The organism is Cupriavidus alkaliphilus (assembly GCF_014191175.1).
Taxonomy (GTDB): Bacteria; Pseudomonadota; Gammaproteobacteria; order Burkholderiales; family Burkholderiaceae; genus Cupriavidus; species Cupriavidus alkaliphilus.
The window spans coordinates 311,329-334,470 of record NZ_JACHWE010000001.1; the positions used below are offsets into that span (position 1 = coordinate 311,329).

General features: G+C 66.3%; 22 protein-coding genes. 16 read left to right on the forward strand and 6 right to left on the reverse strand.

Going from position 1 to position 23,142, the window contains the following annotated elements; translation table 11 throughout:
- Positions 1 to 291: 291 nt before the first annotated feature.
- From FHX60_RS01570 to nadC, 3 genes are all read left to right on the forward strand, one after another.
- Positions 292 to 1,482, forward strand: a complete 1,191-nt coding sequence (locus FHX60_RS01570) for a DesA family fatty acid desaturase (RefSeq protein WP_092306566.1) — start codon at positions 292 to 294, stop codon at positions 1,480 to 1,482.
- A 126-nt stretch (positions 1,483 to 1,608) separates the two neighbouring features.
- Positions 1,609 to 2,763, forward strand: coding sequence for a quinolinate synthase NadA (nadA, locus tag FHX60_RS01575; protein ID WP_092306568.1), 1,155 nt, complete (start codon positions 1,609 to 1,611; stop codon positions 2,761 to 2,763).
- A complete protein-coding gene (gene nadC / locus FHX60_RS01580; protein ID WP_183282373.1) occupies positions 2,760 to 3,623 on the forward strand; it encodes a carboxylating nicotinate-nucleotide diphosphorylase in 864 nt (287 codons plus the stop codon). Before nadA ends, nadC begins: the two co-directional genes overlap by 4 nt.
- A 72-nt stretch (positions 3,624 to 3,695) precedes the next feature.
- Here nadC and nadB read toward each other — a convergent pair whose 3' ends face one another.
- From nadB to radC, 4 genes are all read right to left on the reverse strand, one after another.
- On the reverse strand, positions 3,696 to 5,288 hold the full coding sequence (gene nadB, locus FHX60_RS01585; RefSeq protein ID WP_092306572.1) for an L-aspartate oxidase: 1,593 nt from the start codon (positions 5,286 to 5,288) through the stop codon (positions 3,696 to 3,698).
- Between the two features lie 177 nt (positions 5,289 to 5,465).
- Positions 5,466 to 5,636, reverse strand: a complete 171-nt coding sequence (gene rpmG / locus FHX60_RS01590; RefSeq protein WP_010814980.1) for a 50S ribosomal protein L33 — start codon at positions 5,634 to 5,636, stop codon at positions 5,466 to 5,468.
- Between the two features lie 13 nt (positions 5,637 to 5,649).
- Positions 5,650 to 5,883, reverse strand: coding sequence for a 50S ribosomal protein L28 (gene rpmB, locus FHX60_RS01595; RefSeq protein ID WP_006575661.1), 234 nt, complete (start codon positions 5,881 to 5,883; stop codon positions 5,650 to 5,652).
- Between the two features lie 190 nt (positions 5,884 to 6,073).
- Positions 6,074 to 6,760 carry a RadC family protein gene (gene radC, locus FHX60_RS01600; protein WP_112774337.1) on the reverse strand — a complete coding sequence of 229 codons (687 nt, stop codon included), beginning with the start codon at positions 6,758 to 6,760 and terminating at the stop codon, positions 6,074 to 6,076.
- A 102-nt stretch (positions 6,761 to 6,862) separates the two neighbouring features.
- Between radC and FHX60_RS01605 the strand changes: the two genes are divergently transcribed.
- The 7 genes from FHX60_RS01605 to FHX60_RS01635 all read left to right on the forward strand — a co-directional run bounded on the left by FHX60_RS01605 (position 6,863) and on the right by FHX60_RS01635 (position 13,979).
- Positions 6,863 to 7,351, forward strand: coding sequence for an FKBP-type peptidyl-prolyl cis-trans isomerase (locus tag FHX60_RS01605; RefSeq protein WP_012353738.1), 489 nt, complete (start codon positions 6,863 to 6,865; stop codon positions 7,349 to 7,351).
- Between the two features lie 35 nt (positions 7,352 to 7,386).
- Positions 7,387 to 8,352: a 4-hydroxy-3-methylbut-2-enyl diphosphate reductase gene (ispH, locus tag FHX60_RS01610; RefSeq protein WP_183282374.1), complete on the forward strand. Its 966-nt coding sequence runs from the start codon at positions 7,387 to 7,389 to the stop codon at positions 8,350 to 8,352.
- Positions 8,353 to 8,909: 557 nt separating this feature from the next.
- A complete protein-coding gene (locus tag FHX60_RS01615; protein WP_183282375.1) occupies positions 8,910 to 10,121 on the forward strand; it encodes a branched-chain amino acid ABC transporter substrate-binding protein in 1,212 nt (403 codons plus the stop codon).
- A gap of 212 nt (positions 10,122 to 10,333) precedes the next feature.
- Complete coding sequence (locus FHX60_RS01620) at positions 10,334 to 11,269, forward strand: branched-chain amino acid ABC transporter permease (protein ID WP_112774339.1); 936 nt, start codon at positions 10,334 to 10,336, stop codon at positions 11,267 to 11,269.
- A 13-nt stretch (positions 11,270 to 11,282) separates the two neighbouring features.
- The gene (locus tag FHX60_RS01625) at positions 11,283 to 12,440 is read left to right on the forward strand and encodes an ABC transporter permease subunit (protein ID WP_112774340.1); all 1,158 of its coding nucleotides are present in this window, start codon (positions 11,283 to 11,285) and stop codon (positions 12,438 to 12,440) included.
- A gap of 13 nt (positions 12,441 to 12,453) precedes the next feature.
- Positions 12,454 to 13,230 (forward strand): ABC transporter ATP-binding protein, encoded by a 777-nt coding sequence (locus tag FHX60_RS01630; RefSeq protein WP_012353733.1) that lies wholly within the window; start codon positions 12,454 to 12,456, stop codon positions 13,228 to 13,230.
- Positions 13,231 to 13,262: 32 nt separating this feature from the next.
- Positions 13,263 to 13,979, forward strand: a complete 717-nt coding sequence (locus FHX60_RS01635; protein WP_092306584.1) for an ABC transporter ATP-binding protein — start codon at positions 13,263 to 13,265, stop codon at positions 13,977 to 13,979.
- A 252-nt stretch (positions 13,980 to 14,231) separates the two neighbouring features.
- Here the strand turns inward: FHX60_RS01635 and FHX60_RS01640 are convergent, their stop codons facing one another.
- Together FHX60_RS01640 and FHX60_RS01645 are read right to left on the reverse strand one after the other, a co-directional pair.
- Entirely contained in the window at positions 14,232 to 15,419 is a 1,188-nt protein-coding gene (locus FHX60_RS01640) for an acetylornithine transaminase (protein ID WP_092306585.1), read from the reverse strand.
- 279 nt (positions 15,420 to 15,698) lie between these two features.
- Positions 15,699 to 16,757, reverse strand: coding sequence for a CDP-6-deoxy-delta-3,4-glucoseen reductase (locus tag FHX60_RS01645; RefSeq protein WP_112774341.1), 1,059 nt, complete (start codon positions 16,755 to 16,757; stop codon positions 15,699 to 15,701).
- A 9-nt stretch (positions 16,758 to 16,766) separates the two neighbouring features.
- Between FHX60_RS01645 and FHX60_RS01650 the strand changes: the two genes are divergently transcribed.
- From FHX60_RS01650 to hutH, 6 genes are all read left to right on the forward strand, one after another.
- Positions 16,767 to 17,786, forward strand: coding sequence for an NAD-dependent epimerase/dehydratase family protein (locus FHX60_RS01650; RefSeq protein ID WP_183282376.1), 1,020 nt, complete (start codon positions 16,767 to 16,769; stop codon positions 17,784 to 17,786).
- A 308-nt stretch (positions 17,787 to 18,094) separates the two neighbouring features.
- Positions 18,095 to 19,063 (forward strand): ABC transporter substrate-binding protein, encoded by a 969-nt coding sequence (locus FHX60_RS01655; RefSeq protein ID WP_183282377.1) that lies wholly within the window; start codon positions 18,095 to 18,097, stop codon positions 19,061 to 19,063.
- A 28-nt stretch (positions 19,064 to 19,091) separates the two neighbouring features.
- The gene (locus FHX60_RS01660) at positions 19,092 to 19,958 is read left to right on the forward strand and encodes an ABC transporter permease (protein ID WP_112774343.1); all 867 of its coding nucleotides are present in this window, start codon (positions 19,092 to 19,094) and stop codon (positions 19,956 to 19,958) included.
- Positions 19,955 to 20,734: an ABC transporter ATP-binding protein gene (locus tag FHX60_RS01665; RefSeq protein ID WP_012353726.1), complete on the forward strand. Its 780-nt coding sequence runs from the start codon at positions 19,955 to 19,957 to the stop codon at positions 20,732 to 20,734. The genes FHX60_RS01660 and FHX60_RS01665 overlap by 4 nt, the downstream gene beginning before the upstream one ends.
- Before the next feature lie 6 nt (positions 20,735 to 20,740).
- Positions 20,741 to 21,502 carry a histidine utilization transcriptional repressor HutC gene (gene hutC, locus FHX60_RS01670; protein ID WP_112774344.1) on the forward strand — a complete coding sequence of 254 codons (762 nt, stop codon included), beginning with the start codon at positions 20,741 to 20,743 and terminating at the stop codon, positions 21,500 to 21,502.
- A 63-nt stretch (positions 21,503 to 21,565) separates the two neighbouring features.
- Positions 21,566 to 23,140, forward strand: coding sequence for a histidine ammonia-lyase (hutH, locus tag FHX60_RS01675; protein ID WP_092306595.1), 1,575 nt, complete (start codon positions 21,566 to 21,568; stop codon positions 23,138 to 23,140).
- The last annotated feature ends 2 nt before the right edge of the window (positions 23,141 to 23,142 follow it).

The window sequence follows — 23,142 nt, forward strand, 5'->3', positions numbered from 1 at the left end:
CCCTCGGCGATCCGGTAGAATGCCGGGTTGTCGCGGGTTGAGACATCCCGCTCCCACATCAGACAGCCGCCAGATTGCAGCGGCTCGTACCCGGCTCGTTTCATGAGCCGCTAGCCACGGCCGGCGCCGCGCGTGCCTGCCCTGGGGGAGCCCGGAGCGACTTCGGGTCCCGTGGCAAGCGCCAGACAGCTATCGCAATCAATAGATTCGCAGCTATTTTTTCTGCGCTTTGTGTGTACCGGCCCAGCCGGCTTGCACGGGAAAGTCCCTGTTTAACCGACGGAGAACAGTTTGTTCGACACTATTCTTGACTGGGCCGCCAACGGCCTTGCCAACTGGACCTGGTGGGAGATCGTCATCTACACGCTCGTGATGACGCATATCACGATCGCCGGCGTCACCATCTTCCTGCACCGCTGCATGGCGCACCGGTCGCTGGACCTGCACCCCATCGCGCAACACTTCTTCCGCTTCTGGCTGTGGCTGACCACCGGCATGGTCACGCGCGAGTGGACCGCCATCCACCGCAAGCACCACGCCAAGTGCGAAACCGAAGACGATCCGCACAGCCCGCAGACCCGCGGCATCCGCAAGGTGCTGCTGGAAGGCGCCGAGCTATATCGTGCCGAGGCCAAGAACAAGGAAACCATCGCCAAGTTCAGCCATGGCTGCCCCAATGACTGGATCGAGCGCAACCTGTACTCGCGCTTCACCTGGCAAGGCGTCGGCCTGATGCTGATCATCGACCTGGCGCTGTTCGGCGTGATCGGCATGTCCGTGTGGGCGGTGCAGATGCTGTGGATCCCGATCCACGCCGCCGGCATCATCAATGGCCTGGGCCACTGGTGGGGCTACCGCAACTACGATTGCGAGGACGCATCGACCAACGTGTCGCCGTGGGGCCTGATCATCGGCGGCGAAGAACTGCACAACAACCATCACACCTATCCGACCTCGGCCAAGTTCTCGATCAAGTGGTATGAGTTCGACGTGGGCTGGGGCTATATCCGCGCGATGCAGGCGGTCGGCCTGGCCAAGGTCAAGAAGATCCCGCCCAAGGCGCGCCTGGTCGAGGCCCGTCCGGTCGACCACAATACGCTGGAAGCCATCATCGCCAACCGCTATGACGTGATGGCGCGCTACGCCAAGGCCGTCAAGGGCGCGTTCCGCCAGGAACTGGAAAAGCTCAAGGAGGGCCGCGTTGCCGAGTACCGCAGCTTCAAGCCCGCCAGCAAGTGGTTCCACCGCGAGGAAACCAAGCTGGCCGCGCAGCAGCGGGAGCAGCTGGCGAGCATCGTCGAGCAGAACAAGGCGCTGCAGACCTTCGTCGAAATGCGCCGTGAACTGGCCGCCATCTGGGGCCGTTCCAACCTGACGCGCGAGCAGCTGCTGCAGCAGCTGCAGGCCTGGTGCCACCGTGCCGAGGCCAGCGGTATCCAGGCGTTGCACGATTTCTCGCTGCGCCTGCGCCGCTACGCCTGATACAATTCGGCCGCGCCGTATGGTTTGACAAAGCCCCGCCCATGGCGGGGCTTTTGTTTTAGATAAACTCCCCCATGTTCTGGCCGGCCGCACCCTGTTGGCGGAGGTCTAGAGGAGTACCCGGAGATGACCCCACAATCGATCAAGACCGTCGAGTTCGAGAAGCCGAACCTGGCGGGTGCCGAAAACGCCGCTGGCGCCAGCTGCGTGGCCCATGCTTGGGCCAAGGTGCCGCCGGTGCTGTCGCCCGATGAACGCCAGTCGCTGAAGGCGCGTATCCGCCGCTTGCTGAAGGAGCGCAACGCGGTGCTGGTGGCGCACTACTACGTCGACGCCGACCTGCAGGACCTCGCCGAAGAAACCGGCGGCTGTGTCTCCGACTCGCTCGAAATGGCCCGCTTCGGCCGCGACCACGAAGCCAGTACGCTGGTCGTGGCCGGCGTGCGCTTCATGGGCGAGACCGCCAAGATCCTCAGCCCCGAAAAGACCGTGCTGATGCCGGACCTGGATGCGACCTGCTCGCTCGACCTGGGTTGCCCGGCCGACGAGTTCGCCGCCTTCTGCGATGCGCACCCGGACCGCACCGTGGTGGTCTACGCCAACACCAGCGCCGCGGTGAAGGCGCGCGCGGACTGGATGGTCACGTCGAGCATCGGCCTGAAGATCGTCGAGCACCTGCACGCGCAGGGCAAGAAGATCCTGTGGGCACCCGACAAGCACCTGGGCAGCTATATCCAGAAGCAGACCGGCGCCGACATGCTGCTGTGGCAGGGCTCGTGCCTGGTGCACGACGAGTTCAAGGGCATCGAGCTGGACCTGCTGCGTCGCGAATTCCCCAACGCCAAGATCCTGGTGCACCCGGAATCGCCGGAGAACGTGGTGGCGCAGGCCGACGTGGTCGGTTCCACCTCGCAGCTGATCGAGGCTGCGCAGAAGCTGGACGCGACCGAATTCATCGTCGCCACCGACAACGGCATCCTGCACAAGATGCGCATGGCCGCGCCGGGCAAGCACTTCATCGAGGCGCCGACCGCCGGCAACAGCGCCACCTGCAAGAGCTGCGCGCACTGCCCGTGGATGGCGATGAACGCGCTGACCAACCTCGCCGAGGTGTTGGAGACGGGCCGCAACGAGGTCCACGTCGACCCGGCCATCGGCGTCAAGGCGGTGACCTGCATCAACCGCATGCTCGACTTCGCCGCCGCGCAGAAGCGCAACGTGCGTCCGTCATCCGACCTGGCGCAGGAACAGGCGCTGTTCCAGGGGATTGGCCCGGCATGAGTGTGAATCCGATTTTCGAAAGCTATGGCGCGGCGCTGCAGGCAGCGTTACAAACCAATGTGCAGGCCGCCATCGCCGAGGATGTCGGCAGCGGCGACCTGACCGGCCTGCTGGTGCCGGCGGACAAGGCAGCGCACGCGCGCGTGATCGTGCGCGAGTCGGCGGTGCTGTGTGGACAGCCGTGGTTCGACGCGTGCATGCGTTCGGTCGACCCGGCGCTGGAAGTGCGCTGGCTGCAGGAAGAGGGCGCACGCATGGCACCAGATTCCGTGGTGTGCGAGATCACCGGCCCGGCGCGTTCGCTGCTGACCGCCGAGCGCCCGTCGCTGAATTTCCTGCAGCTGTTGTCCGGCGTCGCCACCGCCACGCGCCGCTATGCCGACCTGATCGCCGGCACCCGTGCGCGCGTGCTCGACACGCGCAAGACGTTGCCCGGGCTGCGCCTGGCGCAGAAGTACGCGGTGCGCATCGGCGGCGGCGACAACCAGCGCCTGGCGCTGTATGACGGCATCCTGATCAAGGAGAACCATATCGCCGCGGCCGGCAGCATCGGCGCGGCGATGCGGGCGGCGCTGGCGCTCGATACGCAGGCGTCGGTGCAGATCGAGGTTGAGAGCCTGGCCGAACTGGAAGAAGCGCTGGCGGCCGGTGCCACATCGGTGCTGATCGACAACTTCACCGTGCCGATGATGCAGGACGCCGTGAAGATCAACCAGGGCCGGGCGCTGCTGGAAGTGTCGGGTGGCGTCAATGCCGACACCATCCGCACCTTTGCCGAAACCGGCGTCGACCGGATCTCGGTGGGCGCGCTGACCAAGGATGTGCGCGCAACGGATTACTCGCTGCGGATCATCGGCTGAGGGTTGTTCCGGCCAAATGAATAACGGGGTGGGCCATGCGGCGCCACCCCGTTTTGCTTGGCAAGCGCGTCGTCAACGCTTGCGGCCGGCAGGCGGCTGCATCACCGTCGGCAGCGCCTTGGGCAGCGCCTCCGGATAGTCCCGGCTGAAATGCAGGCCGCGGCTTTCATGGCGCGAGTAGGCGCTGTCGACGATCAGCGAGGCCACCTCCACCAGGTTGCGCAGTTCCAGCAGGTCGCGCGTGACGCGGAAATTGGCGTAATACTCGGCAATCTCCTCGCGCAGCAGCACGATGCGGTGCTGGGCCCGCTCCAGGCGCTTGCTGGTGCGCACGATGCCGACGTAGTTCCACATCATGCGGCGCAGCTCGTCCCAGTTGTGCGACACCACGACTTCTTCGTCGGCATCGGAAACGCGACTCTCGTCCCACGCCGGCAGCGTGATGCTGGGCGCGCCGGCCTTGTCCTGCGAGGCGATGTCTTCCGCGGCGGCGCGGCCGATCACCATGCATTCGAGCAGCGAGTTCGAGGCCAGCCGGTTGGCGCCGTGCAGGCCGGTGCAGGCGGTCTCACCCACGGCATAGAGGTTGCCGATATCGGTGCGGCCCATGGTGTCCGTGACCACGCCGCCGCAGGTGTAGTGCGCGGCCGGCACGACCGGGATCGGCTCGCGCGTGATATCGATGCCCAGTTCCAGGCAGCGCGCATGGATGGTCGGGAAATGTTCCTTCAGGAAGGCCTCGGGCTGGTGCGTGATATCGAGATAGACGCAATCCAGTCCGCGCTTCTTCATTTCGAAGTCGATGGCGCGCGCGACCACGTCGCGCGGCGCCAGTTCGGCGCGCGCATCGTGCTCGGGCATGAAGCGCGTGCCGTCGGGCAGCTTGAGCAGGCCGCCTTCGCCGCGCACCGCTTCGGAGATCAGGAAGGACTTGGCATAAGGGTGGTACAGGCAAGTCGGGTGGAACTGGATGAACTCCATGTTCGACACCCGGCAGCCCGCGCGCCAGGCCATGGCGATGCCGTCGCCGGTGGCCGTGTCCGGATTGGTGGTGTAGAGGTAGACCTTGCCGGCGCCGCCGGCAGCCAGCACGGTGTGCGTGGCGGTGACGGTGTGGACCGCGCCGGTGCGGTCGTCCAGCACGTAGAGGCCATAGCAGCGGTTGCCCGGCAGCCCCATCTTGCGCGACGTGATCAGGTCGATCGCGAAGTGGTCTTCCAGGATGGTGATGTTCGGGTGCTGCGTGGCCTGCTGCAGCAGCGTGCTGACCACCGCATGGCCGGTGGCGTCGGCGGCGTGGATGATGCGCCGGCGGCTGTGGCCGCCTTCGCGCGTCAGGTGGAAGCCCAGCTCGGCCTGCGCGTCGCGGGTGAACGGCACGCCGCGGTCGATCAGCCACTGGATGGCCTCGCGCCCATGCTCCACGATAAAGCGCGTGGCCTCTTCATCGCACAGCCCCGCACCGGCAACGAGCGTGTCCTGGGTGTGCTCGTCGTGGCTGTCGCCGGAATCCAGCACCGCGGCGATGCCGCCTTGCGCCCAGTCGCTGGCGCCCTGGGTCATGGCGCGCTTGCTGAGGATGGCCACCCGGTGGGTGTCGGCCAGTTGCAATGCGACCGTAAGGCCGGCCAGGCCGCTGCCGACGATGGCGACGTCGAAATTCATGGTGCAAGGAGAGCGCCGGCAGGGCGCTTGGCAGATTGGGGGAAACGGCAAAGTCTACACCCGGCGCGCCATCCCGTGCATCAATGCGCAGGGCCGATGTGCAAACGGTGGGCAATATCGACGGGCAACAAAAAGCCCCGCTGCAGGGCGGGGCTTTCTGGTGGGAGACCGGATCAATTACTTGATCTTGGTTTCCTTGTAAGCGACGTGCTTGCGGGCGACGGGATCGAACTTCATGATCTCCATCTTTTCCGGCATGGTGCGCTTGTTCTTGGTGGTGGTGTAGAAGTGACCGGTACCTGCGGTCGATTCCAGCTTGATCTTGTCGCGGCCGCCCTTGCTTGCCATGATGTACTCCTAATTAGACTTCGCCGCGTGCGCGCAGGTCGGCGAGCACGGAGTCGATGCCTTTCTTGTCGATCAGGCGCAGGCCGGCGTTCGAGACGCGCAGGCTCACCCAGCGGTTTTCGGATTCAACGAAGAAACGACGATTCTGCAGGTTGGGCAGAAAACGGCGCTTGGTCTTGTTGTTTGCGTGGGAAACGTTGTTGCCGACCATCGGCGCTTTCCCGGTCACTTGACAGACGCGTGCCATGAAGCACTCCTAAATCTTCTATTCGTGGACAATGTTCGCAACAGATCAACAAAAGGCGCGCGGGCCCGGACTGCAGCGGTTGAGACTTCAGCAAAACGGGCATTATAGACCGGATTCCCCCGGTGAATCAATGCTTTCTGTGCTCTGCCGCAGCCGGGTGTTGCGCTCCGGGCATGTCGTGGCGTAGGCATCACAGCCCGGGCAGGCGCTCGCAGGATTCCGCCAGCGAGCGGATGTCGTGCCCCGCCACGATGAAGTGGTCCAGCAGCCGCACATCGATCAGGTCGAGCGTGCGCGCCAGTTCGCGCGTCAGGTGGATGTCGCTCTGGCTGGGCTCGGTGGTGCCGCGCGGATGGTTGTGGGCGACGATGATGCCGGCGGCATTATGGGCCAGGGCCTGGCGCGCGACCTCGCGCGGATAGACCGAGGTCCGCGTCAGCGTGCCGCGGAACAGCTCCTCGCTGGCGAGCATGCGATTGCCCGGATCCAGGAACAGGCACATGAAGACCTCGTGCTGCAGCGGTGCCAGGGTCAGGCGCAGGTAGCCACGTACCGACTCCGGCGAGTCGAAGCCGGCGGGCAGGCGCAGCGACTCGGCCAGCGCGCGCCGCGCCAGCTCCGGGATGGCCTGCAGCTGGGCGAACTTCGCGGCGCCCATGCCTCGGACGCGGGTCAGGGCGTTCCCCTCGGCCGCGAACAGGGCGGTCAGCGAGCCAAAGCGGTGCAGCAGCTCGCGTGCCAGGTCCACGGCACTTTTGCCCGCCGCGCCCACGCGCAGCAGGACGGCCAAGAGTTCGGCATCAGACAGGGCGGCAGCGCCGCTTTCCAGCAGTTTCTCGCGGGGCCGCTCGCAGGCGGGCCATTTGGCAATGGTCATGGGCATCCAGGGTAGTCGCGTCGGGAACAGGGCCTGCGGCCCCGGGGCGGCGGGCTAGGGGCCAGTCGAATACAATACGGGTTGTTCCTTGGTTGATCACCCATGAATTTGCAAACTTTCGCGTCGGAAGCCGACGGCGGCACGGCTGGCCGCAAGACTGTCCAGGCCGACTCCTTCCTGACCCTGCACTACAGCATCGCGCTCGAGAACGGCACCGAGGTCGTCAGCACGTTCGAAGAAAAGCCCGCCACGCTGCTGCTGGGCCAGGGCCAGTTCGCGCCGACGCTCGAGCAGGCACTGCTGGGCATGCCCGAAGGCGAGCGCATGACCTACCGGCTGGCGCCGGAGCAGGCCTTCGGCCCGCGCAACGCCGAACTGCTGCAGTGGGTGTCGCTGGCCACGCTGCGCGAGAACAGCTCGTTCGAAGAGGACTACAGCCCGGGTGACCTGGTCGAGTTCAACGCACCCGGCGGCGGCAAATACGCCGGCGTGCTCAAGGAGATCGGCGAGACCGCCGCGTTGTTCGACTTCAACCATCCGCTGGCTGGGCAGACCATCCTGTTCGACGTGCAGCTGATCGGCATTCTCTGAACGTCGCCACGTCGAACCTGTCCGGATACCGCAGCATGCCCGACCTGACCCCCGCCCCCGACGCAGAAATCCTGATGGCCCAGCCGCGCGGCTTCTGCGCCGGCGTGGACCGCGCCATCGAGATCGTCGAGCGCGCGCTCGAGCGCTTCGGCGCCCCCATCTACGTCCGCCATGAAATCGTCCACAACGCCTATGTGGTGGCCGACCTGCGCCGCAAGGGCGCGGTGTTCGTGGGCGAGCTCGACGAGGTGCCGGCCGGCGCCACCGTCATCTTCAGCGCCCATGGCGTGTCGCGCGAAGTGCGCGAAGACGCCGCCCGGCGCGGCCTGCACGTCTTCGATGCAACCTGCCCGCTGGTGACCAAGGTGCATGTCGAAGTCAGCAAGCTGCGCGCGCAGGGCTGCGAGATCGTGATGATCGGCCATCGCGGCCACCCCGAGGTCGAGGGCACCATGGGCCAGGCCAACGGCGGCATGGTGCTGGTCGAGTCGGTCGGCGATGTCGAGACGCTGCAGATCGCCGATCCGTCGCGGCTGGCCTACGTCACCCAGACCACGCTGTCGGTGGACGAGACCCGCGAGATCGTGGCCGCGCTCAAGGCCCGCTTCCCCGAGATCCGCGAGCCCAAGAAGCAGGACATCTGCTATGCCACGCAAAACCGCCAGGACGCGGTGAAGTTCATGGCGCCGCAGGTCGAGGTGGTGATCGTGGTCGGCAGTCCCAACAGTTCCAACTCCAACCGCCTGCGCGAGCTGGCCGAGCGCCTGGGCGTGCCGGCCTATATGGTGGACGCACCCGAGCAGGTGCGGCCCGAGTGGGTCGCCGGCAAGCGCCGCATCGGCCTGACCGCCGGGGCCTCGGCGCCGGAAGCGCTGGCCCAGTCCATCGTCGAGCGCCTGCGCGAACTTGGAGCGCGCCAGGTGCGTCCACTCGACGGCATCGAGGAAAACATGGCGTTCCCGTTGCCGCGCGGGCTGCTGCCCGCCAGCGCGGCCGCCTGAGCGCGTCGCGGGCTCGCCCGCCCTTGAATGCCTGGCCTGATAAAGGGGCGCCGCTGATGCGGCGCCCCTTTTTGTTTCTGGCCTCTGCCGACCCCGGAATAATGCCCGCTGCTGGTGCCGGGGGTGCCCGCGATTCGTGCCGGGCGCTAATCAGGGTAATCCCCGAAGCTGGGGTTTTCCCTATTATGGTGCGGCGCTACATTCTGCACATTAGAGAGAAGCGCCACTCTAATTAAATGAAACGCCTAATTAATAATGGTGCATTATAGGTGGTGCCGGCGCTGCTTCCTCGCCGCCTGGGGCGCCGCAGGCACGGTTCTTGTAAGAAGGAGGGGCGGCCGCGTCATGTGGGCGGGAATTGCCGCAATCTGTGCATTGGGGAAATTCCCTAGCTCAAATGCGCGGTAAATGATCAAGGATGTTGCGTCGCGTATTGCATCGACTAAGAAAGGGGATACAATGCGCGCGTTTCAAATTGAAACTAAACAACGGCGGTCCAGGGAAACGTCCGGGAGGCGTTGCAAATCCCTGTTTTTGTGAATCCTAGGAGATCACTCATGCAAATCACGTTTGCCAAGATTCTGCCGATCGCGGCCGCAGTGGCGCTGGTCGCAGCTTGCGGCAAGAAGGAAGAAAAGCCGGCGGATCCGGCCTCTTCGGCGCCGGCGGCTGCGGCTCCCGCAGCGCCTGCGGCCGGTGGCGGCGAGACCGTCGTCAAGATCGGCCACGCGGCCCCGCTGACCGGCGGCATCGCGCACCTTGGCAAGGACAACGAAAACGGCGCCCGCCTGGCCGTGGAAGAAGTCAACAAGTCCGGCCTGGAAGTCGGTGGCAAGAAGGTCAAGCTGGAACTGGTCGGCGAAGACGATGCGGCCGACCCGAAGACCGGCACCTCCGTGGCACAGAAGCTGGTCGACGCCAAGGTCGTGGCCGTGGTCGGCCACCTGAACTCGGGCGTGTCGATCCCGGCGTCGAAGATCTACAGCGATGCCGGCATCGTGCAGATCTCGCCGTCGTCGACCAACCCCGACTACACCAAGCAGGGCTTCAAGACCACCTACCGCGTGGTGGCCACCGATGCCCAGCAAGGTCCGGCGCTGGCCAACTACGCCGCCAAGACCCTGAACGCCAAGAGCGTGGCGATCGTCGACGATGCCACCGCCTACGGCAAGGGCCTGGCCGACGAGTTCGAGAAGACCGCCAAGGCAGCCGGCGTGAACGTGGTCGCGCGTGAAGCCACCAACGACAAGGCCACCGACTTCAAGGCCATCCTGACCAAGATCAAGGGCAAGAAGCCGGACGTGATCATGTACGGCGGCATGGACGCCACCGGCGGCCCGTTCGCCAAGCAGGCCAAGGAACTGGGCATCGGCGCCAAGATCGTCGGCGGCGACGGCGTCTGCACCGACAAGGTGGCCGAGCTGGCCGGCGATGCCGTGACCAACATCATCTGCTCGGAAGCTGGCCTGGCCCTGTCGAAGATGGAGACGGGTGCCGACTTCAACAAGCGCTACCAGGCACGCTTCAACGCACCGGTGCAGATCTACGCACCGTTCACGTATGACGCGGTGATGGTCGTCGTCGATGCCATGAAGCGCGCCAACTCGGCCGAACCGGCTGCCATCCTGGCTGAAATGCCCAAGACCAACTACAAGGGCGTGATCGGCAACATCGCCTTCGACGAGAAGGGCGACATGAAGGAAGGCACCATCACGCTGTACGAGTACAAGGACAAGAAGAAGTCCGTCCTCGACGTCGTGAAGATGTAATCTGGGCTTACCGGCCCATCCGAACGGCACCGTGAGTATTTTGCGGTGCCGTTCTTTTTAGCCTCGCCTAATGTAGAAGCATCCTTACCATGGATGGAGCAGGGCAGGCCGCTCACCAGCAAACCAACCACCGCAACGTTACCCATCACACACCATGGTCCCCCCGGCATCCACACCATGCCGTAAGGTCAGGGACTGAAGCAGGAGTTTTCATGGATATCCTTATCCAGCAGATCGTGAACGGTCTGGTGCTCGGCAGCATCTATGCGCTGATCGCACTGGGCTACACCATGGTCTACGGCATTCTCGGCATCATCAACTTCGCCCACGGCGATGTGCTGATGATCGGCGCGCTGACCGCCCTGTCAGCCATCCTCGGATTGCAAAAGTTCGCTCCCGGCCTGCCTGAATGGCTGACGCTGGTGATCGCCACGCTGATCGCCATGCCGGTCTGCGCGATCCTGTCGTATTCGATCGAGCGGGTCGCCTACCGGCCCTTGCGCAATGCGCCACGACTGGCCCCGCTGATTACCGCGATCGGGGTTTCCATCATCCTGCAGACGATGGGCATGCTGATCTGGTCGCGCAACCCGCTGACATTCCCGCAGTTGCTGCCCTCGGAACCCATCGACATCGGCACCACCGGCGCCACCATCACCGGCAAGGAAATGGTCATCATTGGCCTGGCCGTGATGGTCATGTCGGGCCTGCTTGCGCTGGTGAACCGCACCAAGCTCGGCCGCGCCATGCGCGCCACCGCCGAGAACCAGAAGGTCGCCGGCCTGATGGGCGTGAACCCCAATTTCGTGATCTCCGCCACCTTCATGATCGGCGCCACGCTGGCGGCGCTGGCCGGCGTGATGATGGCCACCAACTACGGCAACGCCCACTTCTACATGGGCTTTATCCCGGGCCTGAAGGCGTTCACCGCCGCGGTGCTGGGCGGCATCGGCAACCTGGCGGGCGCCATGGTCGGCGGCATGCTGCTGGGCCTGATCGAGGCGCTGGGTGCCGGCTATATCGGCGACCTGACCAATGGCGTGTTCGGCTCGAACTACCAGGACGTCTTCGCCTTTATCGTACTGATCACTGTGCTCGTCTTCCGTCCGTCCGGCATCATGGGCGAACGCGTGGCCGACCGCGCCTGAGGAGAGCGAATCCATGAATACCCCGATTCCATCCACAGCCGCCGTCGCCGCACCGTCGAAAGTACCGGCCAAGACCCTGGCCGCATTGATTGGCTTTTTGGTGGTTGCGCTGTGCGCGCCGTTTATCGTCCAGACCCTGGGCGGCAACTACTGGGTCCGCGTGCTGGACTTTGCGCTGCTGTACATCATGCTGGCGCTGGGCCTGAACATCGTGGTCGGCTTTGCCGGCCTGCTTGACCTGGGCTATATCGCGTTCTACGCGGTGGGCGCCTACATGATGGCGCTGCTCGGCTCGCCGCACCTGGCGAACCAGTTCGAGTGGATCCAGCAACTGTTCCCCACCGGCATCCACCTGTCTATGTGGTTTGTATTGCCTCTGGCAATCCTGGTGGCCGCGACCTTTGGCGTATTGCTGGGGGCGCCGACGCTCAAGCTGCGTGGCGACTATCTCGCCATCGTGACGCTGGGCTTCGGCGAGATCATCCGTATCTTCATGAACAACCTGGACCGCCCGGTGAACATCACCAATGGTCCCAAGGGGATCACGGCGGTGGACCCGGTGCATATCTTCGGCTTCGACTTCTCGAAATCGCATGAGATTTTCGGAATGAAGTTCACGCCGGTGTTCATGTACTACTACCTGCTGGTGTTCCTGGTCATCGTGATCGTGTTCGTGTGCCTGCGCCTGCAGACCTCGCGCATCGGCCGCGCCTGGGTCGCCATCCGCGAGGATGAAATCGCGGCCAAGGCCATGGGCATCAACACCCGCAACATGAAGCTGCTGGCATTTGCCATGGGCGCGTCCTTCGGCGGCGCCTCCGGCGCGGTGTTCGGCGCGTTCCAGGGCTTCGTGTCGCCGGAATCGTTCACGCTGTGGGAATCGATCTACGTGCTGGCGATCGTGGTGCTGGGCGGCATGGGCCATATCCCGGGCGTGATCCTGGGCGGCGTGCTGCTGGTGGGCTTCCAGGAACTGCTGCGCGTGGTGGCCGAGCCGATGCAGACCGGCCTGTTCGGCCATGTGATCGTCGACGCCGAGGTGCTGCGCCAGCTGCTGTTCGGCCTGGCCCTGGTCGGCGTGATGCTGTACCGCCCGGCAGGCATCTGGCCGTCGCCGCGCAAGGAAGACCGCCCGGTCGTGCGCCGCGCGGGCAATATCGGCCGTCTGTAAACCGGAGGAAGGCATGAGCAACAACGATTTCCTCCTGTCGGTGCAGGGGGTCAACAAGCGTTTCGGCGGCCTGCAGGCCCTGTCCGATGTGGGCCTGCAGATCAAGCCGGGCGAGATCTATGGGCTGATCGGCCCCAACGGCGCCGGCAAGACCACGTTCTTCAACGTGATCACCGGCCTCTACACCCCGGATTCGGGCGAGTTCGTGCTGGGCGGCAAGCCCTACCAGCCGACCGCCGTGCATGAGGTGGCCAAGGCCGGCATTGCGCGCACGTTCCAGAACATCCGCCTGTTCGGCGACATGACCGCGCTCGAGAACGTGATGGTCGGACGCCACGTGCGCTCCAAGGCCGGCGTGTTCGGCGCGATCTTCCGCCCGCCCTCGGTGCGCCGCGAAGAAGAAGGCATCGAAGACATGGCGCATGACCTGCTCGACTACGTCGGCATCGGCAAGTACGCCAACTTCACCGCGCGCAACCTGTCGTACGGCCACCAGCGCCGGCTCGAGATCGCGCGCGCGCTGGCGACCGAGCCCAAGCTGCTGGCGCTGGACGAGCCGGCCGCCGGCATGAACGCGACCGAGAAGGTCGAGCTGCGCGGCCTGCTCGACAAGATCAAGAACGATGGCAGGACCATCCTGCTGATCGAGCACGACGTGAAGCTGGTGATGGGGCTGTGCAACCGCCTGACGGTGCTGGACTACGGCAAGGTGATTGCCCAGGGCCTGCCGCACGAGGTGCAGAACAACCCCGCGGTGATCGAGGCCTACCTCGGCACCTCGGCGCACTGATGGCGGGAGCGGACGTAATGAATCAGCCTGCAATGAAACAGACAGTACTGAAGATCTCCGGCCTGAAGGTTGCCTACGGCGGCATCCAGGCCGTCAAGGGCATCGACCTTGAAATCCGCGACGGCGAGCTGGTCACGCTGATCGGCGCCAACGGCGCCGGCAAGACCACCACCATGAAGGCCATCACCGGCCTGCAGGGCTGGGTCGGCGGCGACGTGGAATACATGGGCAAGTCGATCAAGGGCGTGCCCAGCTACGCGCTGCTCAAGCAGGGGCTGGCGATGGTGCCGGAAGGCCGCGGCGTGTTCGCGCGCATGACCATCACCGAGAACCTGCAGATGGGCGCCTACACGCGCAACGACGAGTCCGGCATCAAGGCCGACGTCGAGCGCATGTTCGGCATCTTCCCGCGGCTGAAGGAGCGCGCCAACCAGCTGGCGGGCACCATGTCCGGCGGCGAGCAGCAGATGCTGGCGATGGCGCGCGCGCTGATGAGCCAGCCCAAGGTGCTGCTGCTGGACGAGCCGTCGATGGGCCTGTCGCCGATCATGGTGGAGAAGATCTTCGAGGTCGTGCGCGACATCTCGGCGCAGGGCGTGACCGTGCTGCTGGTCGAGCAGAACGCGCGCCTGGCGCTGCAGGCCGCGCACCGCGGCTACGTGATGGAGTCCGGCCTGATCACCATGAGCGGGGAGGCCAGCCAGATGCTGGATGACCCCAAGGTGCGGGCCGCCTACCTGGGCGAGTAAGCGGCGCGCCGCCGCTCCGGTTTTTACACCCCGCCGCCGCAAGAGGGGTGAGGGAGAGGGCGGGCGCTCGCAGGCGCAAGGCCTTTCCCCTTGCCGCGGGGCCCCGCGCGGGCTGGCTTAGGCCGGCTGCGCGGGTTCTGCGGCGCTGGCCCTCTCCCTCACTCCTCTGCGGCGCGGATCCCGGATCCGGCCGCAAAGCAAAAAGCCTCGCGCAATGCGAGGCTTTTTGCTGTCTGCCGATACCCGGGACGATCAGGCCAGCTTCTTCAGCAGCGTGCGCAGCATGCCGATCATCTGGTCGATCTCTTCGCGCGTGACGTTCAGCGCCGGCATGAAGCGCAGCAGGTTGGCGCGCGGCGCGTTCAGCAGCAGGCCTTGCGGGGCCATGTCGCGCGCTTCTTCCACCAGCTGCGGGCCGATGTCCTTGCCCAGCAGCAGCGCGCGCAGCAGGCCTTCGCCGCGTTCGCCCTCGAGGCCGAATTCGGCTGACAGCGCCAGCAGCTGTTCCTTCAGGTATTCGCCCTTGGCCTTGACGTCGTCCAGGAAACCCGGCGCGGTCAGCTGCTCGATCACGGCGCTGCCCACCGCGGTCATCAGCGGGTTGCCGTTGTAGGTGCCGCCCTGGTCGCCGGCCTCGAAGCTGGCGACTTCGGCCTTGCACAGCAGCGCCGACAGCGGCACGCCGCCGCCGATGCCCTTGCCCAGCGTCATGATGTCCGGCTCGACGCCCGACAGCTCGTACGCGAACAGCGTGCCGCAGCGGCCGCAGCCGGCCTGCACTTCATCGACGATGAACAGCAGCTTGTGCTTGTCGGCCAGCGCGCGCAGGCCCTGCATGAATTCGCGCGTGGCGGGGATCACGCCGCCTTCGCCCTGCACCGGTTCCAGCATGATGCCGACGGTCTTGTCGGTGATCAGCTTTTCGACCGAGGCCAGGTCGTTCAGCTCGGCCTTGGGGAAGCCCGGTACCTGCGGCGCGAAGATGGTGTCCCAGCCGGCCTTGCCCGACGCGCTCATGGTGGCGAGCGTGCGGCCATGGAAGCTGTGGTCCATGGTGATGATCTCGTAGGCGCCATCCTTGTGCTTGCGGCCCCATTTGCGCGCCAGCTTGATCGCGCCTTCGTTGGCCTCGGCGCCGCTGTTGGCGAAGAAGACCTTGTCGAAGCAGCTGTTATCCGTCAGCTGCCTGGCCAGGCGCAGCATCGGCTCGTTGTAGAAGGCCGGGCTGGGGTTGATGATCTTCTTCGACTGCTCGACCAGCGCGTCGATCATGCCCTGGTTGGAGTGGCCCAGGCAGTTGACCGCCCAGCCCTGCACGAAGTCCAGGTATCGCTTGCCGTTGTGGTCCGTCAGCCAGGAGCCCTTGCCCTCGGTGAAGACGAGCTCGGGCCGGTTGGTGATGTACATCAGGGATTGGACGGGAAACTCAGCAAATGCCATGGCGGACTCCAGGGGTCGGCTTTAAACGATGGACGGACGGGAGAGGGATCGAACAAAAAGCAAAAAGCCACGGGGGTTGCCCGTGGCTCGTTGACCTGAACAGACGCAATCGACGGTCAGCGGCGCGGCACCCCGGTGGGGAGCGACGTACGGAAGCTGCGGCGTCGGTTGAAGGTCATGTGCATGCGGGCAAATATAAGGCGCACGGGCCCGGGTGTCAAAACGAATTTTGGCGGGCCCGGGCATTGTTGCGCTGGCGGAACGGCTCGCGGGCGGCGCTCAGGCCGCCGGCGTGGCCGGGTGCAGGTCGGCCTCGGAGGTGAACGAGTCGGCAAAGAAGGCGTCTTCGTGCAGCTTGCACTGGCGGGTAAAGTCGCCGCGCGCGGCGTTGATCATCACCGGCGCGCCGCAGGCGTAGACCTCGTGGCCCGACAGGTCGGGGAAGTCGGCGATCACCGCCTGGTGGACGAAGCCGGTGCGGCCCTGCCAGTTGTCTTCCGGCAGCGCGTCGGAGACCACCGGCACGTACTGGAAGTTGGGCAGGTCGCGCGCCCACTGCTCGGCCAGCGCGTGCATGTACAGGTCCTTGGGCCGGCGGCCGCCCCAGTACAGCGTCATCGGGCGCTGGATGCCGGTGTAGGCGGCATGCTCGACGATGGCCTTGATCGGGGCGAAGCCGGTGCCCGAAGCCAGCAGGATGATCGGCGCTTCCGATTCCTCGCGCAGGAAGAAGCTGCCCAGCGGGCCTTCGAAGCGCAGGATGTCGCGCTCCTTCATGGCCGGCTGGCCTTCCTTCGCGCCGAACACGTAGTCGGTGAAGGCGCCGCCCGGCATATGGCGGATATGCAGTTCGATCGGGCCGTCCTCGTGCGGCGGCGTGGCGATCGAATAGCTGCGGCGCTTGCCGTCGCGCAGCAGGAATTCGACGTACTGGCCGGCCAGGTACTGCATGCGTTCGGTCGCGGGCAGCTGCAGCTTGATCGCGATCACGTCGTCGGCCAGGCGCTCCAGCGAAGTGACGCGGCACGGCACCTTCTTGATCGGGATGTCGCCGGCGCCATGGACCTCGCGGCATTCGATGGTGATGTCCGAGCTGGCATTGGCGCAGCAGAACAGCGCGCGGCCCTCGGTCTTTTCCTGCGCGGTCAGCGCCGACGGGGCATGGTCGCCCTGCACGATGCTGCCTTCGAGCACGCGGCCCTTGCACGAACCGCAGGCGCCGTTCTTGCAGCCGTACGGCAGCCCGATGCTGTGGCGCAGGGCCGCGCCGAGGATGGTTTCGTCCGCGGCCACTTCAAACTTGTGGCCGCTGGGCATGACGGTTACTTGATAAGCCATAATCGGTCTATGAGCCAAATTCTGTCGAAGCTGCAGCCCGCGCGATTCCCGCAACCACCGCAACTGCCGGCGCCAGCGCGCCGGCTGGGCCGCCCGCGCCTGCTGATCGTCGGCTGCGGGGATGTGGGGACGCGCTGCCTGCGAATCCTGTCGTCGCGCATGCGTGTCTTCGCCGTGACCTCGCAGCCCGCACGCCGCGCCGAACTGCGTGCCGCCGGTGCGGTGCCGCTGGTGGCGGACCTGGACCGGCCGGCCACGCTGGCACGGCTGCGCGGGCTGGCCACGCGGGTGCTGGACCTGGCGCCGCCACCCGGGCAGGGCGAAGGCGATCCGCGCACGCGTGCACTGCTCGCCATATTGCGCCGGACCACCTGGCGCCGGACCGCGTGGCGCCGTGCCAGGACGGCTGCCGGCATGCTTCCCGGCGAGCCCGCCATTCTACCCGACCGTACCCGGCCCCGCGCTGCGTTTGTCTACGCCAGCACCACCGGCGTCTACGGCGATCGCCAGGGCGCGCGCGTGGCCGAGTTCCATCCGGTGCGGCCCCAGACCGCCCGCGCGCGCCGGCGCGTCGCGGCGGAACAGGCGGTGCGCGGGTTCGGCCGCGATGCCGGCTGGCGCACCAGCGTTGTGCGCATCCCCGGCATCTACGCCGAGGACCGCCTGCCGCTGGCCCGGCTCAAGCGCGGCACCCCGGCACTGGTGCCGCAGGACGACGTCTATACCAGCCACATCCACGCCGACGACCTCGCGCGCATCATGGTGGCGGCGCTGTTCCGCGGCCGCCCGCAGCGCGTGGTCCACGCCAGCGACGATACCGAGCTGCGCATGGCGGATTACTTCGACCTCGTCGCCGAGCGCCGCGGGCTGCCGCGTCCGCCGCGCATCACGCGCGGCGAGGCGCTCCAGGTGATCGACAAGACCCTGCTGAGCTTCATGAGCGAGTCGCGCCGGCTCGACAACCGCCGGCTCAAGCGCGAACTGCGCCTGCGGCTGCGCTATCCCACCGTCGCCGACTTCTTCGGCTGATTGCACCAAGGCCGTCCCCGTGCCGCTGGCACGGGGCTTGCTGCCCCACTGCGTCTTCCGGTTCCTGTCTATACAGCAACACTTTTCACGCGCCCGACTGGTGCCCGCGGTTCACGCCCGGGACCAGGACGGTGCATTGCCTGAAGGGCGGTTCCGCGATGGAATGCGCTTTTTAAGGCGATTATCCGCCTGGTTGCTTGGTGGAAGCCCTACGTTGACTTGTATATACAGGCATTGTTTAATGCCCGAAAACGAGCACGGCCACATGCATGGCCTGACGTCGACGGACACACCAAAGGAGCGTACAGATGAGGAATCCAAGCAGGTTTCGCGGTCGGGTGGCAGGGCAGGTGGCAGTGCTGGCTGCGGCCCTGGTGGCCGGCGCGGCGCACGCGCAGAACACGCCGGTAACGCTGGGCATGAGCGGCTGGACCGGCTTCGCGCCGCTGACGCTGGCCGACAAGGCGGGCATCTTCAAGAAGAACGGCGTCGACGTCGAGATCAAGATGATCCCGCAGAAGGACCGCCACCTGGCGCTGGCCTCCGGCGCGATCCAGTGCGCGGCCACCACCGTGGAAACCCATGTGGCCTGGAACGCCAATGGCGTGCCCATCACCCAGATCGTCCAGCTCGACAAGTCCTACGGCGCCGACGGCCTGGCCGTGCGCGCCGACGTGAAGAGCTTTGCCGACCTGAAGGGCAAGACCATCGGTGTCGATGCGCCGGGCACCGCGCCGTACTTCGGGCTGGCCTGGATGCTGAAGAAGAACGGCATGTCGCTCAAGGACGTGAAGACCACCACGCTGTCGCCGCAGGCCGCGGCGCAAGCCTTCGTGGCCGGCCAGAACGACGGCGCGATGACCTATGAGCCGTACCTGTCGACGGTGCGCCAGAACCCGGACAAGGGCAAGATCCTGGCGACCACGCTCGACTATCCGATGGTGACCGACACGCTCGGCTGCGCGCCCAAGTGGCTCAAGGACAATCCCAAGGCCGCGCAGGCGCTGGTCGACAGCTACTTCGAGGCGCTCGAGATGATCCGCAAGGAACCGGCCAAGGCCAACGACATCATGGGTGCGGCGGTCAAGCAGACCGGCGAGCAGTTCGCCAAGTCGTCCGCCTACTTGCGCTGGCAGGACCGCGAGGCCAACAAGAAATTCTTCGAGGGCGAGCTCGCCAGCTTCAGCAAGGAAGCCGCCGCGGTGCTGCTGGACATCGGCGTGATCCGCCAGGTGCCGGACGTGACCAAGCTGTACGACGCGCGTTTCCTCAAGTAACCCGGCAGTTCTCAGGAGGCGTGACGTCATGACGCAAGCCCGTATTGGTTCTCCCGCCCCGGCCGCCGCCGTGGCGGCCCCCGCCGGGGAAGCGCCGCAGCGACGGCGCCATCCGTGGCTGGCACCGCTGGTGCCGGTGGCGCCCAACACCCGCTGGATGCTGGGCCTGTCCTTCTTCGTGCTGTTCTTCGGCGTGTGGGCCGCGGTGACGCTGGGCGGCTTCGTGCCGCGCACGTTCCTGGCCGATCCGATGACGATGGCCAAAGAGGGCCTGATCCTGTTCACCGAGCACAACTTTATCGGCGACATCGGCATGACGGTGTGGCGCGTGGTCGGGGGCTTCGTGCTGGCGGCGGTGATCGCGGTGCCGCTGGGCATCTTCATGGGCGCGTACAAGGCGGCCGAGGCCTTCTTCGAGCCCTTTGTCTCGTTCTGCCGCTACCTGCCGGCGTCCGCCTTTATCCCGCTGCTGATCCTGTGGGCCGGCATCGGCGAGGCCCAGAAGCTGCTGGTGATCTTCATCGGCTCGTTCTTCCAGATCGTGCTGATGGTGGCGGTGGCGGTCGGCGGCGCGCGCAAGGACCTGGTCGAGGCCGCGTACACGCTGGGCGCCAACAGCGCCGGCATCGTGCGGCGCGTGCTGATCCCGGGCGCGGCGCCGGAAATCGCCGAGATCCTGCGGCTGGTGCTGGGCTGGGCCTGGACCTACGTGATCGTGGCGGAACTGATCGGCTCGTCGTCGGGCATCGGGCACATGATCACCGACAGCCAGGCGCTGCTCAATACCGGGCAGATCATCTTCGGCATCATCGTGATCGGCTGCATCGGCCTGGTCTCGGACCTTGTCTTCAAGCGCGCCAACCAGCGCCTGTTCCCGTGGAGTTCGATCCAATGAGCGCACTGTCCATCCAGCAGGTCTCGCGGACCTTCTCCAACCCGCGCGGCGGCCAGACGCTGGCGCTGCAGCCGGTCGATTTCGAAGTGCGCGACAACGACTTCGTCACCATCCTGGGTCCGTCGGGCTGCGGCAAGTCCACGCTGCTGCGCATCGTCGCGGGCCTGGATACCCCGACCAGCGGGCGCGTGCTGCTCGACGGCCAGCCGGTGTTCGCGCCCGGCGCCGACCGCGGCATGGTGTTCCAGTCGTACACGCTGTTCCCGTGGCTGACGATCGAGCAGAACGTGCGCTTCGGCCTGCGCGAGCGCGGCATGAGCGCGGCCGAGCAGAAAGAGCGCAGCGACTTCTTCATCCAGCGCGTGGGGCTGCGCGGCTTCGAGCACCATTTCCCCAAGCAGCTGTCCGGCGGCATGCAGCAGCGCACCGCGATTGCGCGCGCGCTGGCCAACGACCCCAAGATCCTGCTGCTCGACGAGCCCTTCGGCGCGCTCGACAACCAGACCCGCGTGCTGATGCAGGAGCTGTTGCTCGGCATCTGGGAGGCCTCGCGCAAGACGGTATTATTCGTGACCCACGATATCGACGAGGCCATCTTCATGGCCAACCGGGTGGCGGTGTTTTCCGCCAGGCCGGGTCGGATCAAGAGCGAGATCGCGGTCGATTTCCCGCATCCGCGCCATTACACGATCAAGACCACTCCGGAGTTCTCCGCGCTCAAGGCGCGGCTGACCGAGGAAATCCGCGCCGAGGCCATGGCCGCGGCCGAGCACTAAGACCTTATGAACCACGCCGCCGGCAACCCGACTTCCGCTTCTGCCTCTCCCACCGCGCTCTACCAGCAGGTGAAGGAGTACATCGCCCGCCAGATCCAGAGCGGCGCGTGGCAGCCGGGCGACCGGGTGCCGTCGGAGCAGGAACTGGTGAACCGCTTCGGCGTCTCGCGCATGACCGTCAACCGGGCGCTGCGCGAGCTGCAGGAGCAGGGCCGGGTGGTGCGCGTGGCCGGCGTGGGCACCTTCGTCGCCGAGCACAAGCCGCAGTCGACGCTGCTGTCGGTGGTCAACCTGCAAGACGAGATCCGCATGCGGGGGCACGACTACGCCTGCGACGTGATCCTGGTGGAGCGGGTCTCGGCGTCGATCGAGGTGGCCGCGGCACTGGAGCTGCGCACCGGCGAATCGGTGTTCCATTCCGTCTGCGTGCACCGCGAGGACGGCGTGCCGGTGCAGCTGGAGGACCGCTACGTCAATCCGCGCGTGGCACCCGACTTCATCACCCAGGATTTCAGCGAGACCCAGCCCGGCGAATACCTGCTGCGCCACGTGCCCTACGACCAGGTCGAGCATGTGGTCGATGCCATTGCCGCCACGCCGGAGCAGGCCGCGCAGCTGGAAATGCCGCCCACGCAGGCCTGCCTGATGCTGACGCGCCGCACCTGGACCAACGGCGTGCCGGTGACTTTCGTGCGCTGCCTGCATCCGGGCAACCGCTATCGCCTCGGCAGCCGCTTCCGCGCCGACGGCAACCCCGCGTTCGGCTGATTCCACAAGAATCCGCCTGCTACCTGAAATTTTTACCTAAGCTGTATAGACAGGAACATACAAATGACTGCCAGCCCACATGACCACGCCTCTCGTCCGCTGCTGACCCTGCAGCCGGGCCAAGTCACCCTGGCCGACCTGCGCCGCATCTACCGTGGCGAAGTGCGCCTGGCCATGGCCGATTCCGCCTGGGCCGGCGTGCGCGCCGCCCAGGCCACGGTGCAGGACATCATCGACGCCGACGCCGTGGTCTACGGCATCAACACCGGCTTCGGCAAGCTGGCGCAAAGCCGCATCCCGCACGACAAGCTGGCGCAGCTGCAGCGCAACCTGGTGCTGTCGCACAGCGTCGGCACCGGCCCCGACCTGGCCGGGGACACCGTGCGACTGATCCTGGCAACCAAGGCGGTCAGCCTGGCGCGCGGCCATTCGGGCGTGCGGCCAGAACTGATCGAGGCCTTGCTGGCGCTGGTCAACCACGGCGTGACGCCGTGCATCCCGGCCAAGGGTTCGGTCGGCGCCTCGGGCGACCTGGCGCCGCTGGCGCATATGTCGTGCACGCTGATCGGCGTGGGCGAGGTGCTGGTCGACGGCAAGCGCGTGCCGGCCGCCGAAGGCCTGGCCCATGCCGGCCTGAAGGCTTTCGAACTAGGCCCGAAGGAGGGCCTGGCGTTGCTCAATGGCACCCAGGTGTCGACCGCGCTGGCGCTGGCCGGGCTGTTCGCCGCCGAAGACGCGTTTGCCGCGGGCCTGGTCGCCGGCGCGCTGTCGCTGGAGGCGATCAAGGGCTCGGTCAAGCCGTTCGACGCGCGCATCCATGCCGCGCGCGGCCAGGCCGGCCAGATCGCCGTGGCCGGCGCGGTGCGCGCGATGCTGGATGGCAGCGAGATCGTCGACTCGCACAAGGCCTGCGGCCGCGTGCAGGACCCGTATTCGATCCGCTGCCAGCCGCAGGTGATGGGCGCATGCCTGGACAACCTGCAGCACGCCGCGCGCATCCTGCAGATCGAAGCCAATGCCGCGTCGGACAACCCGCTGGTGTTCTCCGAGCAGGGCGATGTGGTCTCCGGCGGCAACTTCCACGCCGAGCCGGTGGCCTTTGCCGCCGACATCATCGCGCTGGCGATCGCCGAGATCGGCGCGATCTCCGAGCGCCGGCTGGCGCTGCTGCTCGATACCGGGCTGTCCGGCCTGCCGCCGTTCCTGGTGCGCGACGGCGGCTTGAATTCCGGCTTCATGATCGCGCAGGTGACGGCCGCCGCGCTGGCCTCGGAAAACAAGTCGCTGGCGCATCCGTCCAGCGTCGACAGCCTGCCGACCTCGGCCAACCAGGAAGACCATGTGTCGATGGCCACCTATGGCGCGCGCCGGCTGGGCGAGATGGCGGCCAACACCGCGGTGGTGGTCGGCATCGAGGCGATGGCCGCGGCGCAGGGCATCGAATTCCACCGGCCGCTGAAGTCGTCGCCGCTGGTGGAGCAGGAACTGGCCCGCATCCGTGCGCGGGTGGATTTTGTGGAAGGCGACCGCTACCTGGCGCCGGATATCGAAGCGATGAAGCAGTGGGTGGTGCAGGGGGATGCGGGGGCGGGCTGGCCGCAGGCAGTCAGGGCGATTTTGCCGACCAACGCAAGTTGATG

Bases quoted from the DNA above. Each gene is read 5' to 3' on its own strand.
- nadA (WP_092306568.1), top strand. From the start codon at position 1,609: ATGACCCCACAATCGATCAAGACCGTCGAGTTCGAGAAGCCGAACCTG.
- nadC (WP_183282373.1), top strand. From the start codon at position 2,760: ATGAGTGTGAATCCGATTTTCGAAAGCTATGGCGCGGCGCTGCAGGCA.
- nadB (WP_092306572.1), bottom strand. From the start codon at position 5,288: ATGAATTTCGACGTCGCCATCGTCGGCAGCGGCCTGGCCGGCCTTACG.
- rpmG (WP_010814980.1), bottom strand. From the start codon at position 5,636: ATGGCAAGCAAGGGCGGCCGCGACAAGATCAAGCTGGAATCGACCGCA.
- rpmB (WP_006575661.1), bottom strand. From the start codon at position 5,883: ATGGCACGCGTCTGTCAAGTGACCGGGAAAGCGCCGATGGTCGGCAAC.
- radC (WP_112774337.1), bottom strand. From the start codon at position 6,760: ATGACCATTGCCAAATGGCCCGCCTGCGAGCGGCCCCGCGAGAAACTG.
- FHX60_RS01605 (WP_012353738.1), top strand. From the start codon at position 6,863: ATGAATTTGCAAACTTTCGCGTCGGAAGCCGACGGCGGCACGGCTGGC.
- ispH (WP_183282374.1), top strand. From the start codon at position 7,387: ATGCCCGACCTGACCCCCGCCCCCGACGCAGAAATCCTGATGGCCCAG.
- FHX60_RS01615 (WP_183282375.1), top strand. From the start codon at position 8,910: ATGCAAATCACGTTTGCCAAGATTCTGCCGATCGCGGCCGCAGTGGCG.
- FHX60_RS01620 (WP_112774339.1), top strand. From the start codon at position 10,334: ATGGATATCCTTATCCAGCAGATCGTGAACGGTCTGGTGCTCGGCAGC.
- FHX60_RS01625 (WP_112774340.1), top strand. From the start codon at position 11,283: ATGAATACCCCGATTCCATCCACAGCCGCCGTCGCCGCACCGTCGAAA.
- FHX60_RS01630 (WP_012353733.1), top strand. From the start codon at position 12,454: ATGAGCAACAACGATTTCCTCCTGTCGGTGCAGGGGGTCAACAAGCGT.
- FHX60_RS01635 (WP_092306584.1), top strand. From the start codon at position 13,263: ATGAAACAGACAGTACTGAAGATCTCCGGCCTGAAGGTTGCCTACGGC.
- FHX60_RS01640 (WP_092306585.1), bottom strand. From the start codon at position 15,419: ATGGCATTTGCTGAGTTTCCCGTCCAATCCCTGATGTACATCACCAAC.
- FHX60_RS01645 (WP_112774341.1), bottom strand. From the start codon at position 16,757: ATGGCTTATCAAGTAACCGTCATGCCCAGCGGCCACAAGTTTGAAGTG.
- FHX60_RS01650 (WP_183282376.1), top strand. From the start codon at position 16,767: ATGAGCCAAATTCTGTCGAAGCTGCAGCCCGCGCGATTCCCGCAACCA.
- FHX60_RS01655 (WP_183282377.1), top strand. From the start codon at position 18,095: ATGAGGAATCCAAGCAGGTTTCGCGGTCGGGTGGCAGGGCAGGTGGCA.
- FHX60_RS01660 (WP_112774343.1), top strand. From the start codon at position 19,092: ATGACGCAAGCCCGTATTGGTTCTCCCGCCCCGGCCGCCGCCGTGGCG.
- FHX60_RS01665 (WP_012353726.1), top strand. From the start codon at position 19,955: ATGAGCGCACTGTCCATCCAGCAGGTCTCGCGGACCTTCTCCAACCCG.
- hutC (WP_112774344.1), top strand. From the start codon at position 20,741: ATGAACCACGCCGCCGGCAACCCGACTTCCGCTTCTGCCTCTCCCACC.
- hutH (WP_092306595.1), top strand. From the start codon at position 21,566: ATGACTGCCAGCCCACATGACCACGCCTCTCGTCCGCTGCTGACCCTG.